The following is a 14,561-nucleotide window of genomic DNA, read 5'->3' as shown; positions in this document are numbered from 1 at the left end:
CTCACACCACTTCGTGGATCACTTCCATGAGACGGGCCTGGCTGACCGGCTTGGTGATGAAGTGATCCATGCCGGCGGCGAAACACTGGTCCCGTTCGATGGTGGTGGAGTTGGCGGTCAGGGCGATGATGGGCACGCGCCGGCCGTCGGGTTCCCGGGCACGCCAGGCGCGGGTCACTTCGAGGCCGGTCATCTCCGGCATGCGCATGTCCATCAGCACCACGTCGAAGTCGTGACCGGCTTCCAGCGCCTCCAGGGCGGCGCGGCCGTTGTCCACGTGAGTGACCTCGTGGCCTTCCTGCTGCAGGAAGGTGGTGATGACCTTGGCGATGATGGCCGTGTCCTCGGCGAGCAGCACATGCAGGCGGTGGCCCTTGCCGGCGGTGTCGGCCTCCTGGCGGGTTTCGGCCTTGCGCATGGCGTCCTCGGCCACCGGCAGCGGCAGCTCGAACCAGAACAGGCTGCCTTCGCCGGGCGTGCTCTCGGCGCCGATTTCGCCGTACATGGCATGCACCAGCTTGTGGGAGATGGTGGTGCCAAGGCCGGTGCCGTGGCGTTGCTCGGCCGGATCGGTGCGGCACTGGTAGAAGGGTTCGAAGATGTGTTCGAGCTGTTCCGGCTCGATGCCGATGCCGGTGTCCCGCACTTCGAAACGCAGGCGGTTGAGGCCGTCCTGGCTGCGGGCGCGGCGGACCCGCACGCTGACCTCGCCCTGGTCGGTGTACTTGACCGCGTTGCTGATCAGGTTGAGCAGCACCTGGCGCAGACGGTTGTGATCGCCCATGACCATCTCGGGCACGTCGTCGTCGATCTGCCAGGTGAGCTTGATGCCCTTTTTCTTCGCCTGGGGCTCGAAGATGTTGATGACTCCCTTGATCACCCGTTGCAGATTGAAGGCCGAATGATCGAGCTGGTACTTGCCGGCCTCGATCTTGGACAGATCGAGCACGTCGTTGATCAGGGAGTGGAGGGTGACCGAGGATTCCTTGAGACCCTCGACGTATTCCTTCTGCAGGGCATCGAGCGGGGTCTTCTCCAGCAGTTCGGTCATGCCCATGATGCCGGTCATGGGCGTGCGGATCTCGTGGCTCATGGTGGCCAGGAACTCGCTCTTGGCCCGGTTGGCCCGGTCGGCCTCCTCGCGGGCGCGCTTGATGCGCGAGATCATCACGTCGAGGAAGAAGGGCAGGGCGATCAGGAACACCATGTAGGCGATCACATCGTAGATGTGGGACCACCAGGTGTCGGTAATCGAGAGCACGAGGCTGAAGGCCAGGATGGCCGCGGCGGTGGCAGCGAACAGCTCCCGGCGTCCGTAGCGCACCCCGTAGCCGAAGTAGATCCAGGGAAAGAACAGGAAGAAGGCCGAGAACGGTCCCGCATCGGTGAGCATCATGGCGATGGCGATGGCCCCGATGTCGAAGGGAATGGTGATGTAGGGCCGGATCTTCGAGCGGGGCACGATGAAGATGCTGATCATCACCGTCAGGGTGTAGACGAGGAAGAAGGTGGCGAAGATCAGATAGTGCTTGAAGTCGGTGGGGTAATAGTTGGCCTTCATCCCGGCGCCGATGAGCCAGGTGGCGAACACCCAGATCAGGAGCCGCGAGACCGCCTGGTTGAACTCCATGTTGTTCTTCAGGGGGGAGGGGCCGAGGCGGGCCAGGAGCTTGCGGATCGGGGCCATGGGAATGCGCGGGAACGGGTATAATGGAAACCGTTCCATCTTACCGGGCGCCCAGCATGTCTGCCAAGCGAAGTTTCCCCGATCCGGCGGCCCTGGCGCCGGAGGTCAAGTGTTCCCGTTGCCCCGGCAGCCGCTGCTGCACCTACGTCACCCAGGCCATCGACACCCCGCGCGCCATGGCCGACTTCGACATCCTGCTCTGGCAGCTCGCCCACCGGAACGTGGAGGTCTATCAGGACGAGGACGGCTGGTACCTGACCTTCCTCACTCCCTGCCGCTTCCTCGAGGCCGATGGCCGCTGCGGCATCTACCCCACCCGCCCGCAAATCTGCCGCGACCACAGCAACGACTGGTGCGAATTCGACGCCGACCCCGCCGACGACTTCAAGCATTACTTCCGTACCTACGAGGAACTCGATGCCTACTGCAGATCCCGTTTCCGGAATTGGGACAAGCGGTTCGAGAAGGGCAGAGGAAAGAGAAAAGATTGAAGTGGCAAGTTGTCAGGCGCTACTCCAATTTCTCCTGCCTCTTTTCTCTTTCCTCTGACTCACTCCGGCATGATTTCCCGAAAGTCCCCGATGGCCACGAATTCCGCTGTGTCCTTCGGCGGATGGCGGCTGTCGGGGGTCTTCACCGCCCGCAGGTGGGCGATGCCATGGTCGCGGGCCGAGCGCAGCACCGGCAGGCTGTCGTCGACCAGCAGGGTGCGTTCGGGTGAGAAGGGGTGGCGGGCCTGCAGGTGGTCCCAGAAGCGCGGATCTTCCTTGGGGATGCGGAAGTCGTGGGCGCAGACGATGGCGTCCAGGTGGTCGTGCAGGGCGGTGCGATCCAGCTTGAGCATCAGGGCCTTGTGATGGGCGTTGGTCACCAGCACGCGGGGAATGCCGCGCTGGCGCAGGCGCTCGAGGAAGGTCAGCACGTGGGGGTGGACGGCGATCAGGTGATCCACCTCCTGCTTGAGCAGGGCGATGTCCAGCCCGAGCTGCTCGGTCCAGTAATCCACGCAGTACCAGTCGATGGTGCCCTCGGCGTCGGCGAAGCGCGGAAACAGTTCGGCGCGGGCCGCCTCCAGGCTCAGGCCGTGCCGCTCGGCATAGCGGCGCGGCACGTGCTCGCGCCAGAAGTGGTTGTCGAAGTGCAGATCCAGCAGGGTACCGTCCATGTCGAGAAGGACGGTGTCGATTTGGTTCCAGTCGAGCATGCGGGGTGTCGCGGGCGGTGGGGAATGGCCCGTCACGTTACCGGAATCGCCGTCTCTGATCCAGACGGCCGGGCCTGCTAGACTGATCCGTGTAACCTGCCTCGACAGGAGGCCGCATGTCCATTCACCGCGTGCTCGTCGTGCTGTTGCTCCTGCCCGTGACGGCGCTGGCTGCGCCCGGCGAGGCCGAGCTGGAGCGCTGGCTGGAGAGCGATGCGCCCCTGCCGCCCTCGGTCAGTACGGCGCACGTCAACGAGGGCCGGCTGCACTTTCTGGCCGAGCCGCCGGGGCGGCCGGTGCACCATCACCGCCAGCATCTGACCATCGTCCCTTCCAGCCTGGCGGACGGCTGGGTGCGCATGGCCCAGTGCCACGAAAACCTGGATCGGGTGCCGGCCACCCAGATCGTGTTCCGGCCGGGGCGGGTTCGGGCGCTGCGCATCACCCGCACCGAGCACATCGGGCGCGCCCGGGTGGAGGGCGAGTCGGTACAACTGGAAGACGTGGGCGCCGGGGCCAGGCTGTGTCTGGAAGGCTGGACCCGGGCGCTCACGGCCCTGGCCGATGGCCGCTACCGCCTGTCCAGCGGCCCGTACATGCGCCGCTTTCTCGACGGCTACTATCCCATGCGGGTGAGTTTCACCCTCGATCATCCGGGGCTGGTGGTGGCGTCGGTCGCGCCGCCGCCCCAGCCGGGCTTGCGGGTCCGGCGCGAGGCGGGACGCCTGCAGATGGAGGCCTGGTTCGAGGGTCGCCTGGTCCTGGAGATCGAGCTGCGCCCCGTCTCCCCCTGATGGCAGATGGCAGGGGCGGGCGGGGGCTGGCACAATGGGCCACTCCCGCACACACGGATATGGCAGCATGACCCAGACAGCCACTTCGGAGGATCTGCAGGCCCTCCACGAGCCGGTGAAGCAGATCGCCTACACCGCCGGCCGGCGCATCATGGAGATCTACGAACAGGGCTTCGAGGTTTCCGAAAAGGCCGATCAGACCCCGCTCACCGAGGCCGACATGGCCGCGCACCGCACCATCGTCGACGGCCTGACCGCTCTCACGCCCGACATTCCCATCCTTTCCGAGGAATCGGCGCCAACCCCGTTCGCCGAGCGCCAGACCTGGCGGCGCTACTGGCTGGTGGATCCGCTTGACGGCACCCGCGAGTTCATCAAGCGCAACGGCGAGTTCACGGTCAACATCGCTCTCATCGAGGAACACGCGCCGGTGATCGGCGTGGTCTATGCGCCGGTGGTGGGCAGTCTCTACTATGCCTCGCGCGGCTTCGGGGCCTGGAAGAAATCGGAGCTGGAGGCGCCGGTGCGGATCCACGTGCGCGAGCACTGTCCACGGAAGGTGGTGGTGGCCGGCAGCCGATCCCATCGCAGCACGGCCTTTCAGGCCTTTCTCGACAACCTGCCGGACTACGAGGTGATCAGCATGGGCAGCTCGCTCAAGTCCTGCCTGGTGGCCGAGGGCAAGGCCGATATCTACGCGCGCCTGGGCCCCACCTCCGAATGGGACACGGCGGCCGCCCAGTGCGTGGTGGAAGAGGCGGGGGGTCGGGTCACCGACACCGCCATGCGTCCGTTGCGCTACAACACCAAGGACAGCCTGCTCAATCCCCACTTCCTGGTGTTCGGCGACACCTCGATCGACTGGTCCCGCTACCTGCCGGAGACGGAAAGAACGGCTGGCTAGTGCGTGTCGTGCACGGCTGGGATGTCCCTGAGAATGCAGGCTGGCTCAAGCGTAGCGGAGCCGGCAGAATATTCGAGCCCGTATCAGATCCGCCCTTGGGACCGGGAGAACCTTTCGTGACACGCCGTGGATACATCCCTGTAGGCTCGACGGCCGCATCCCTGCGGCCGACGGTCACGAAAGGTTCTCCCGCTCCCAAGGGCTCAGTGCTTGCCCTGACCACGAAAAATTCATCAGCAGACGAGCGCAGCTCCGCTGCGCTTGGGCTGGCCCACGATTCTGGTGGGTGTGGGACAAAGACCGGAAAGGTTGCCGATATCGGTGGTTTAAAGGACGCCTAGCGCGCGTCATACACGGCCATGATGGCCTTCAGTTCCCGCAGGACGGTTTCGCGTTCGTCGGGGTTGAGAGAGCGGAGTTCGGGCGGTGTCTGGCGCGCTTCGAGGTGGCGGATGACCTCGCGCACGTGGGTGCAGCCGCGGGCGCAGATGGTCTCGACGCAGGACTGCAAGCCTGGAGGCAATGGATTCATGGACGGCGGGACAGCGATTCGTGCAGCGGGCCGCGAACCTTACCACCATTTCCGCGCCTTGGGCAGGGGGATCGCGGCCGGGTTGCTCCTGCTTCTGCCCGGCGCTTGCGCCACGCCATCCCCGCCCACCCTGGCCGGCACCACCTGGCAATGGCAGGAGACCCGTGACGGTGAGGCGGTCGTTCTCGCGCCACGCGCCGGCCATGCCTATTACCTGATCTTCCGTGCCGAAGGCGGGCTGGAGGGACGGGTGGACTGCAACCGTCTCAACGGCCGCTACCAACGGAAAGACAGCCACCTGCGGTTCTTCGCCCTGGCCACCACCCGCGCCTTTTGCGGCGAGCGGTCACGGGACTGGCGCTACCTCGCCGATCTGGAACGCACCGCGGCCTTTCACCGCCAGGGGACGATCCTGGTTCTCATCCTGGACGATGGGCGGAAAATGCGGTTTCTTCTCAAGCCATGATTACCATGTTGGGTAAAATATTTGGTAATTTGTCCGTGATTTACCCAACAGGATAATCGAGATTGTCTCCAGCCCCGTTGGAGCGGCGCAAGCCGCGATAATCGCGAATACTTTGTTTACCTTAACAGGTAATTTTATTCGTATTTCCTGCTATATTATCCCTGTAAGGTAATCAAAATGCAGGAAAAACTCGACCAGCTCCTTTCCCAAATCCTCGCCGCCGCCCGCGAGCGGGGCTGGGATCAGAAAACCCTCCTGCGCCGCGCCGGCCTCGGCCCCACCACCCTGTCGAAGCTCAAGCGGGCCAGGGATGCCCGCCTCTCCACCCTGGAGCGGCTGGCCAATGCCGTGGATCTCACCCTCAGCCTGGGCCCGCGCGAGCCCCTGCTCGAGCATCTGCAGGCCCGCGATCTCTTCGTCAGCGGCGATGGCGACTGATCGGCAGGCGGTGATCTGGACCCGCCTCGGCGGCGAAGCCCGGCGCATGGGCCGCATCGTGGTCACCGATCGGGAATGCCGCTTCACCTACGACGCCGACTATCCCGCCAGCGGCCTGCCTGGCCTCGGGGTGCTCTATCCCCCGGAACGGGTGGCCGGCAACACCCTGGTCTGGCGGCGCTCGGCCTGGTTCGATCTGTTTCCCCAGCTCCAGGCCCACATCCCGCCGGAGGCCGAGGGCGGCTTCCAGCGCCGCCTGATCCTGCGCTACCTCGAACGCCAGGGGATCCGCCCCGCACCGGGCTTCGACACCGACTGGGCCATCCTCATGGTCGCCGGCCACGGCGGCATCGGCCACCTGGACGTGTTCGCCGACGACGACAGCGCCCGGCAGTGGTACGCGGCCCGGCCCGATTCAGAACTGTTTGCCGTGGGCGAACGCATCGGTTTTTCCCTGAAGCGCTTTCTCACCTGGCTGGACGAGGACGCCGAGGCGCTGATCGAAGCCCTCGGCCCCACCCCCAGCGTCGGCGGGGCCATTCCCAAGCTGCTGCTGTCGATCCCGAAAGCCGGCTGGGACGGTCGCGTGGGCCTGCCCACCCGCGGCCCGGCCCCGGATCGTCTCGACGTGGTCCTGAAGCTGGAAAAGGGGGCCTACCCCGGCATCGTGGCCCTGGAGGCCCTGGCGCTCGACGTGCATGCCGAAGCCGGCTTCGTGGTGCCCCGGCACTGGATCTGCGAGATCGGCGGCCTGCCGGCCATCGCCATCGAGCGCTACGACCGCGACGCCGCCGGCCAGCCCGTGTTCACCGAGAGCTGGTACGCCATCATGGCCTCCGGCGACCGGCGCATCACCCACCATTACAGCAGCAGCTATGACGCCATCGGCCATGCCATCGACGTCTCTCCCGTGCCCCTGGTCAGCGAGCCTCGTGAAGCCAAGGCGCACCTGCTCAAACGTCTGCTGCTGGCCTTCGCCACCGGCAACGGCGATCTGCACCTCGAGAACCTCGCCGTCGTCCAGCGCGACGGCTGGCGCGGCTTCTCTCCCGTCTACGATCCCACCCCCATGCGCGCCTTCCGCCGTCACGACCTCCTCGCCGCCATGCCCTTCGACGGCTACGGCGATTTCGATGAAAAAGGCCGGCCCATCGGCTTCGAAACCGCCCTCGTCAACCTCGCCCGCCACCTCGGCTTCCGCCGCCCGCAACTGGTCGAGATGATCACCGACACCCTCAATGCCACTGCCCACTGGCCCGACCGCGTCATGGCCCTGACCAGCGTCCCCGAGGAAAACCGCGAACACCTGTGCCGGATCACCCGCGCCATCCGTGAACGGCTGGAGAAGATGCGCCAAGCCCGTTGAGACGGTTCGGATATGGCCTTTTTGTCGTGACGCTTTCCCCGGAACGCGGTCCTGCGCCTTCATTCGGGTGAGATGCGCCTTTTGGTGCGGGCGGTGGCGGGGGCGGTGAGGGGATCGTCGGGCCAGGGGTGTTTGGGGTAGCGGCCCTTCATTTCCTTTTTGACCTGGGGATAGGTGTTTTGCCAGAAGCCGGCCAGATCCTGGGTGACGGCCAGGGGGCGGCGGGCGGGGGAGAGCAGGTGGAGCTGCAGGGGCAGGCGGCCGCCGGCGACGGCGGGGGTGTCGGTGCAGCCGAACATTTCCTGGAGCTTGACTTCCAGCACCGGCGGTTCGCGGGTGTAGTCGATCCGCAGGCGGGCGCCGGAGGGGACGGCAATCCGCGCCGGGGCCTTTTCCTCCAGTTCCCGGGGCAGGGGCCAGGGGAGCAGGGCGGCGAGGGCGCCGCGCAGATCGAGCCGTTCCAGTTCCTTCAGATTGCGCACGTTTTCGAGCTGCGGGCCCAGCCACGCTTCCAGGGTGGCCAGCAGGCGGGCGTCGGAGAGGTCGGGCCAGCCGGCGTCCGGTTCCAGCCTGCGCAGGTGTTGCACCCGGGCCTGCCACTGGCGCAGTTCGTCCGTCCAGGGCAGGCGCGCGAGGCCGGCGCGGCGCAGCCAAGCGGCGAGGGCTTCGCGGCGGGCCGCGGGCGGCACTTCGTCGAGAGGGGCGCGGCGCAGCACGAGGCGGCCCACCCGCCATTGCCGCTCGGCCCGGAAGCGGCCTGCGGCCTCGTCCCATTCGGCCACTTCGCGGACGGTTACCCGTGCGGCCAGCGGGCCGTCGAAGAGGGCCGGATCGAGCGGGGCGGCGAGGAAGATCCGATCCGTGCCGCGGCCCTGCTGGCGGCCGGCGTGGGCCACGGCCAGCCATTCGTGGCCGCGCAGGGGATCGTCCTCGCGCAGGGTGGCGGCGCGGCCGCCGGTGAGTTGGTAGGTGCCGCCTCCGGAGCCGCCGCGGCGGGCGATGCGTTCGGGCCAGGCGGTGGCCACCAGCAGGCCGAGCCAGCGGGGATCCTCGGGTTCGGCCACGGGCTCGGTGGCCTTGCCCGCGGCCAGGCGCGCCAGCCGCCGGGCCTGTTCGCGCAGGCGCCTTGCCGCTGCCGTGTCGGCGGCGCGCAGCCGCGCCAGGCGGGATTCCAGATCCGCGCTCTCGAGGTGGAAGGGATCCCGCTCGCCGAGCAGGGCGGCCAGCGCCGCGGCGGGCGTGACGAGGCCGAGACGGCGGCCGGTGAGCAGCAGGTGGGCGAGGCGAGGGTGCACGGGCAGTCCGGCCATGGCCTCGCCGTGGGCGGTGAGGCGGGGGGCGGGATTCCCGGCCTGCAGGGCACCGAGGCGCTCGAGCAGATCCAGGGCCTGCTGCCAGGCGGCCTGCGGCGGCGGGTCCAGCCAGGCGAGCTCGGCCGGATCGGCCACGCCCCAGTGCAGGAGCTGCAGCGCCAGCGGCGCCAGATCGGCCTGGCGGATCTCGGGTTCGTCGTGGGCCAGCAGTTGCGCCTGCTGATCTTCCGACCAGAGCCGGTAGCATACGCCGGGGGCGAGGCGTCCGGCGCGACCGGCGCGCTGGGTGGCCGCGGCACGGGAGACGCGGCGGGTGTCGAGACGGGTCATGCCGGTGGCCGGATCGAAGCGCGGCCGGCGGGCCAGCCCGCCGTCCACCACCACGGTCACGCCTTCGATGGTCAGACTGGTCTCGGCGATGTCGGTGGCGAGCACCAGCTTGCGCCGTCCTGGCGGTGGCGGGGCGATGGCCCGGCGCTGGGCCTCGGGCGCCAGATCGCCGTACAGCGGCACGAGATCGGTCGCGGGATGGGCTTCGAGCAGGGGCGTCACGGCCTCGGCCACGCGCCGGATCTCGGCCTGCCCCGGCAGGAAGGCGAGCAGGCTGCCGCCGTTCTCGTCGAGCGCCCGGCGCAGGGCGGCGGCCATGCGCGGCGCGATGTCCTCGCCGGGGCGCCAGGGGGCGTCGTAGCGGATGTCTACCGGGTGGCTGCGGCCCGCGCTGCGGAGCAGCGCGGCGTCGGGCAGGAGGTCGGCGAGGGGCAGGCCGTCGAGGGTGGCGGACATGATCAGGATCTTCAGCGGCGCCTCTTCGCCAAACAGCTCGCGGGCCTGCAGGGCCAGGGCCAGGCCCAGGTCGGCGTCGAGGCTGCGTTCATGGAACTCGTCGAAGATCAGAAGGCCCGTGTCGGCCAGGGCGGGATCGGCCTGCAGCAGACGGATGAGGATCCCTTCGGTGAGTACCTCGATGCGGGTGGCGTCGCTCACCCGGCTGTCGAGGCGCATGCGCCAGCCCACGGTCTCTCCCGGCTTCTCGCCCCGTTGCGCGGCCATGAAGGTGGCGGCGGCGCGCGCCGCCAGGCGCCGGGGCTCGAGCATGCGGATTTTCCGCCCGCCCAGCCAGGCGGCGTCGAGCAGGGCGGGCGGGACGCGGGTGGTCTTGCCGGCGCCCGGCGGGGCTTCGAGGATCACCGTGTCGGTGCGCTCGAAGGCTGCCCGCAACTCGGGCAGCACGGCATCGATGGGCAGCGCGTTCATTTCAGCCAGTCGGATAGCCCCTGCATGATCATGTTTACCGCCACCAGGTTCAGCAGCAGGCCCATGAACTTCTCCATCGCCAGCAGGCCGCGCTCGCCGAGCGCGCGCTTGAGGCCGCGTCCTGCCAGCAGGATCAGGGCCGTGGCGCCCAGCACCGCGGCCAGGGCGAAGGCGATGTGGGACAGCGGCTGATCCTGGCTGCGCAGCAGCATCACGGTGGTCACCGCCGCCGGTCCGGCGATGGAGGGCACGGCAATGGGCACCAGCAGGGGATTCTCCGCATAGCGATCGGTGAAGATGGCCTCGGCCGACTGGAAGATCATCTTCAGCGAAATCAGGAACAGGATGATCCCGCCGGAGATCCGCAGCGACGACTGTTCGATCTGCAGCCAGGCGAAGATCCGCTCGCCCGCCGCGGCGAACAGCAGCAGGAGGGCGAAGGCGAAGGCCAGCTCCCGCAGCACTGCCAGCCGGTAGGCCCGTGCCGGCAGCCTGCGCAGGATCGCCAGCACGAAGGGCAGGTTGCCGAAGGGATCGATGACCAGGAACAGCAGCAGGATCATGTCCATGGGTGGATGATAGCAGCCGCTACCGCTGGATTGGCGCCATTGGGGGATTTCTCAACGTCGGTCATTCAAGCGCCTGTTGGGCCGATATCGATTCGCCACTGATTCGTTGCCAGTTCGTCGATGGTGATGGGGAGGTCGAGAAAACGCTGGATGACGGCGCGGTTGGTGGTGGTGTGGCGGCTGGGCGGGAGGGTGGTGAAACCGCCGCTGCCGGCCAGGGCCAGCGGCAGCAGCAGTTGATCGGCGAGGTGGCGACCCGCGGCGACCTTGGCCCGCAGGTATTCCCGGGCGTCTTCCACCACCTGCAGGGCCACTTTTTCTGCCGGCAGGCCGCGTCGGCCGAGCGCGGTGAACACTTCGGTGAGTTCCCGGCTCTCCACGCACAGGCTGACGGCGTTGCCGGGGGAAGGGGCCCGGGGATCCTCGCGAATGCGCTGCTGGCTTGCGGGCAGTTCGAATGCCGCGGCGATTGTCCGCAGCTCCCGTTCGCCGATGTGGCGGGGGAGGTGGCAGAGCAGGGCCTCGGCCCGCAGGGCACGGACGGGACCGCGGTCATACAGGTGCAGGGGCGAGAGGCGGGCGAGGGGATGGATGGTGGCCCGGATTCGCCCCCCACCGGCAGGATGGAAGCCGGGCCGCTCCAGCTCGAGGGTGATGTCGGCCCCCATGCGCCGCAGCAGAGGCAGCCAGGCGGTGGCGAGAAACTCGAAGGGGGGTGCCAGCGGATTGTGGGTGCCGCCGGTGATGATCACCTGCGAAGGTTCGCCGGCCTGCAGCAGGGGCAGGAGGATGGTCTGCAGCACCAGGGTGGTACTGCCGGCGGTGCCGATGTCGAAACGGTATTCCCCGGCGCGAACGGGGCCGGGGCGAAAGAGGAGCGTCTGCGAGTCTGGCTCGGCCCCGCTGACCTCGGCATCGCTCACTGCCGCCGCCGCGCGCACCGCCGCCAGATGCTGGCGTTGCAGTCCCGGCCGCCGGCGGCGGGCGCGGATCCGTTCGATGCGAAAGGGGCGCCCAAGGCACAGGGACAGTGTGAGGGCCGTGCGCAGGATCTGCCCTCCGCCTTCGCCCATGGCGCCGTCGATGACGAGCATGGCGTCATTATCAGGGATTTTCATGGGGCGTCACGGGGCAATGGCCTGTCAGTCCCGTCGGCGTTGCAGGTGGCGGACGAGGAAGCGGCCAGGATGGATCCGGTCGAGGGTGTCGCGCAGCAGCGGCAGGGGTTCGTTTTCCAGCAGGGCGGCGATGTGCAGGGCGGCGATTGGGCAGGTGGCGAGGCCGCGGGCGCCGTGGGCGGTGGTGACGTATAGGCCGGGGAGGTAGCGGGCCGGCGGGAGCGCACGGCGCAGGGGGCCGTGGCGCAGAGCGGCGTAGGCCTGACGGGTCCAGGCCATGTCCGGCACGGGGCCGATCAGCGGCAGGCGATCGGGGCTGCTGGTGCGAAAGCCCACGCGGCCGCCGTCCACGGGAAACCGGGCCAGGTCCGGCAGGCTTTCGCGCAGGCGGGCGAGATTGGCCTGATGATCCTGTTCGCGCAGGGCCGGAGCGTGGCAGCCGGCGTCGAAGGTGGCGCCGATGAGGAGAAAGTCCTCCTCGGTGGGCGTGACGTAGCCATCACCGCTCACGGGCAGGGCCGGCCAGGCATTGCGGGGTGCTTGCAGCCAGCTCACCTGGCCGCGCACGGCCTGCAGGTTCCAGTGGCCGTCCGGCACCAGGCGCATGGCCTCGGCGCCGTTGGCGAGCACCACGTTGGGGGCGAGCAGAGGGCCGTCGGGGAGGGCGACTCGCCAGCGACCGTCGGCGAAGTCGAGGGCCTGCAGGGGCGTGCCGGTGCGCACCTCGATGCGCGGATGATCGAGCAGGTGTCGGCAGAGCCGCGCGGGCGTCAGCCAGCCGCCCAGCGGATAGTACAGGGCGTCGCCGGCGAGGGTCTGGCCGGCGCGAGCTTCGGCTGCGCTCCGGTCGAGCGCGATGACCACGTCCGCCGGCAGGGCGGGATGGATTCGGGTGACATGCCGGCGGCGGCGATCGAGCTGCAGCACGCCGGTCTGCCGGAAGCCGGTGTCGAGGCCGTGACGCGCAAGCGACCCCAGCCAGGCGAGGGTGTTGAGGAAGGCGCCCAGATGAAAGCGGGCGGAGGCATCCATCACTGCGTTGAGCCGGGGCATGAGCACGCCGGCCGGGTTGCCGGAGGCTGCGCTGGCGATGGCCTGCCGCTCCAGCACCGTGATCTCCCAGCCCCGTTCGGCCAGGGCGCGGGCGCAGGTGGCGCCGGCCAGGCCGGCGCCGACCACGAGGGCCCGGCGCTCGGAGGCGGCGGCGCGGGGCAGGGCGAACCAGGGAGAAGGGGCCGGCCTCGGGGGCGGGGCGTCGATCCGGCCGGCGAGCATTTCCCGCTTGCGGCCGAAGCCCTGACGCTTGTGGACGTCGAAGCCGGCCTCGAGCAGGTTGCGGCGCACCTGGCCGGCGGCGGTGAAGGTGGCGAAGGTGGCGCCGGGGCGGGACAGCCGGGCAAGCTGCGCCAGCAGTGACGGCTGCCACATGGCGGGGTTGCGGGCGGGGGCGAAGCCGTCCAGGTACCAGGCGTCCACCCGGGCGTCGAGCTGCGCGAGCAGGGCTTCGGCCTCCCCGAACAGCAGGCTCAGGACCACCCGGCCGCCGGCCAGTTCGAGCCGGTGCAGGCCTTCCACCGGGGGCGGCCAGGCACTCAGCAGCGTCTCGCGATGGGGCGCCAGTTGCGGCCAGGGCGCGAGGGCCCGGGCCAGATCGTCGCGGCGCAAGGGATGCTTCTCCACCGAGAGGTAGTGCAGACGGGCCCCGGCCGGTGCCTGCCGTTGCCACTCGGCGGCGGTGAGCAGGAAGTTCAGGCCCGTGCCGAAACCGGTCTCGCCGATGACGAAGCCCGTGCGACCCGCCCAGCGGGCGGGCAGATCGTTGCCGGACAGGAACACGTGACGGGCTTCCGCCAGGCCGTCCTCGCGGGAGAAGTACACGTCGCCGAAGTCTTCGGCGCAGGGGACGCCGTCGCGGAAGATCAGGCGGGCGGGTTCGATTGCTTGCATGGCCGTCAGTGTGGGGATGCCGGCGGCATGCGTCATGCCGGCGTCCCGATTGTGTGTGAAAATCGGCGGCGGGGCACTTGCCCCGGCGACCCGGAATGGCACCATGCACCGCAGCGAACGCCTGCGTTATCTGCTCAAGCATCCCCTGCGTTTCTTCTGGCAGGTGCTGCGCGGTTTTCGCGCCAATCAGGGCTTCCTGCTGGCCGGCGCGGTGGCCTACTACACGCTGCTGTCCATCGTGCCCATGTTCGCCCTGATTCTGGTGGGGCTGTCGCAACTGGTCGATCCGCAGGGGCTCATCGACACCCTGCGCGAGTACCTGCTGCTGGTGGCGCCGGCTCAGGCCGATGCGCTGCTGGAACAGATCACCGTGTTCCTGCAGAACTGGAAACTGGTGGGGCTGGCCGGCCTGGCGGTGCTGCTGTTCTTCAGCTCCTTCGCCTTCACCACCCTGGAGAATGCCATGGCGGTGATTTTCCACCACCGCCGGGCCCTGCGGCAACGGCATTTCCTGGTCTCGGCGATCATCCCCTATGCCTACATCCTGCTGCTGGCCCTGGGGTTGCTGGTGGTCAGCGCGGTCAGCGGCAGTCTGCATGCGCTGGCAGGGCAGAGCGTCGAGCTGTTCGGCCACCGCTGGTCGCTGGGCGGGGTGGAGACCGGGCTCATCTACCTGCTCGGGATCCTGGGCGAGATCCTGCTGTTGACCTCCCTATACATGGTGATGCCGGTGGGCCGGCTGGCCCTGCATCAGGCATTGATCGGCGGCGTGACCGCGACTCTGCTGTGGGAGATCACGCGCCAGGTGATGGTGTGGTATTTCACCACCCTCTCCTTCGTGAACGTGATCTACGGGGCCTTCACCACGGTGATCGTGATCCTGCTGAGCCTGGAGGCGGCAGCCATGATCCTGCTGCTGGGGGCGCAAGCCATCGCCGAGTACGAGCGGCTCTCGCAAGGGTAGCC

The 14,561-nt window shown here is 68.5% G+C and carries 14 protein-coding genes; 7 read left to right on the top strand and 7 right to left on the bottom strand.

Annotation, left to right across the window (positions count from 1 at the left end):
- Position 1: 1 nt before the first annotated feature.
- Positions 2-1,687 (bottom strand): ATP-binding protein, encoded by a 1,686-nt coding sequence (locus ACZ5BH_RS05075; RefSeq protein ID WP_464890831.1) that lies wholly within the window; start codon positions 1,685-1,687, stop codon positions 2-4.
- A 56-nt stretch (positions 1,688-1,743) separates the two neighbouring features.
- Here ACZ5BH_RS05075 and ACZ5BH_RS05070 point away from each other — a divergent pair, with 56 nt between their 5' ends.
- On the top strand, positions 1,744-2,178 hold the full coding sequence (locus tag ACZ5BH_RS05070) for a YkgJ family cysteine cluster protein (RefSeq protein WP_464890830.1): 435 nt from the start codon (positions 1,744-1,746) through the stop codon (positions 2,176-2,178).
- Positions 2,179-2,237: 59 nt separating this feature from the next.
- On the opposite strand, the gene yrfG is transcribed toward ACZ5BH_RS05070, so the two are convergent.
- Positions 2,238-2,891 (bottom strand): GMP/IMP nucleotidase, encoded by a 654-nt coding sequence (gene yrfG / locus ACZ5BH_RS05065; RefSeq protein WP_464890829.1) that lies wholly within the window; start codon positions 2,889-2,891, stop codon positions 2,238-2,240.
- A gap of 116 nt (positions 2,892-3,007) precedes the next feature.
- Between yrfG and ACZ5BH_RS05060 the strand changes: the two genes are divergently transcribed.
- Both ACZ5BH_RS05060 and cysQ read left to right on the top strand, forming a co-directional pair.
- Complete coding sequence (locus ACZ5BH_RS05060; protein WP_464890828.1) at positions 3,008-3,685, top strand: alpha/beta hydrolase; 678 nt, start codon at positions 3,008-3,010, stop codon at positions 3,683-3,685.
- A 67-nt stretch (positions 3,686-3,752) separates the two neighbouring features.
- The gene (cysQ, locus tag ACZ5BH_RS05055) at positions 3,753-4,589 is read left to right on the top strand and encodes a 3'(2'),5'-bisphosphate nucleotidase CysQ (RefSeq protein WP_464890827.1); all 837 of its coding nucleotides are present in this window, start codon (positions 3,753-3,755) and stop codon (positions 4,587-4,589) included.
- Between the two features lie 337 nt (positions 4,590-4,926).
- Here the strand turns inward: cysQ and ACZ5BH_RS05050 are convergent, their stop codons facing one another.
- Positions 4,927-5,121: a hypothetical protein gene (locus tag ACZ5BH_RS05050; RefSeq protein WP_464890826.1), complete on the bottom strand. Its 195-nt coding sequence runs from the start codon at positions 5,119-5,121 to the stop codon at positions 4,927-4,929.
- 82 nt (positions 5,122-5,203) lie between these two features.
- On the opposite strand from ACZ5BH_RS05050, the gene ACZ5BH_RS05045 reads away from it, so the two are divergent.
- The 3 genes from ACZ5BH_RS05045 (at position 5,204) to ACZ5BH_RS05035 (ending at position 7,391) form a co-directional block, all read left to right on the top strand.
- On the top strand, positions 5,204-5,587 hold the full coding sequence (locus ACZ5BH_RS05045) for an META domain-containing protein (protein ID WP_464890825.1): 384 nt from the start codon (positions 5,204-5,206) through the stop codon (positions 5,585-5,587).
- Between the two features lie 177 nt (positions 5,588-5,764).
- Positions 5,765-6,025, top strand: coding sequence for a helix-turn-helix domain-containing protein (locus ACZ5BH_RS05040; RefSeq protein ID WP_464890824.1), 261 nt, complete (start codon positions 5,765-5,767; stop codon positions 6,023-6,025).
- The gene (locus ACZ5BH_RS05035) at positions 6,015-7,391 is read left to right on the top strand and encodes a type II toxin-antitoxin system HipA family toxin (protein WP_464890823.1); all 1,377 of its coding nucleotides are present in this window, start codon (positions 6,015-6,017) and stop codon (positions 7,389-7,391) included. Before ACZ5BH_RS05040 ends, ACZ5BH_RS05035 begins: the two co-directional genes overlap by 11 nt.
- A 59-nt stretch (positions 7,392-7,450) precedes the next feature.
- Here ACZ5BH_RS05035 and hrpB read toward each other — a convergent pair whose 3' ends face one another.
- The 4 genes from hrpB to mnmC form a co-directional block, all read right to left on the bottom strand.
- Positions 7,451-9,961 (bottom strand): ATP-dependent helicase HrpB, encoded by a 2,511-nt coding sequence (gene hrpB / locus ACZ5BH_RS05030; RefSeq protein WP_464890822.1) that lies wholly within the window; start codon positions 9,959-9,961, stop codon positions 7,451-7,453.
- Positions 9,958-10,530, bottom strand: coding sequence for a MarC family protein (locus tag ACZ5BH_RS05025; RefSeq protein ID WP_464890821.1), 573 nt, complete (start codon positions 10,528-10,530; stop codon positions 9,958-9,960). Before ACZ5BH_RS05025 ends, hrpB begins: the two co-directional genes overlap by 4 nt.
- Positions 10,531-10,595: 65 nt before the next feature.
- Positions 10,596-11,648: an RNA 3'-terminal phosphate cyclase gene (rtcA, locus tag ACZ5BH_RS05020; RefSeq protein WP_464890820.1), complete on the bottom strand. Its 1,053-nt coding sequence runs from the start codon at positions 11,646-11,648 to the stop codon at positions 10,596-10,598.
- Between the two features lie 24 nt (positions 11,649-11,672).
- Positions 11,673-13,631, bottom strand: coding sequence for a bifunctional tRNA (5-methylaminomethyl-2-thiouridine)(34)-methyltransferase MnmC2/FAD-dependent 5-carboxymethylaminomethyl-2-thiouridine(34) oxidoreductase MnmC1 (mnmC, locus tag ACZ5BH_RS05015; protein WP_464890819.1), 1,959 nt, complete (start codon positions 13,629-13,631; stop codon positions 11,673-11,675).
- A gap of 67 nt (positions 13,632-13,698) precedes the next feature.
- Between mnmC and ACZ5BH_RS05010 the strand changes: the two genes are divergently transcribed.
- Positions 13,699-14,559 (top strand): YihY/virulence factor BrkB family protein, encoded by an 861-nt coding sequence (locus ACZ5BH_RS05010; RefSeq protein WP_464890818.1) that lies wholly within the window; start codon positions 13,699-13,701, stop codon positions 14,557-14,559.
- Positions 14,560-14,561 lie beyond the last annotated feature (2 nt).

Source organism: Thioprofundum lithotrophicum, assembly GCF_055387065.1.
This window is presented reverse-complemented; position numbering and strand designations above follow the sequence as displayed.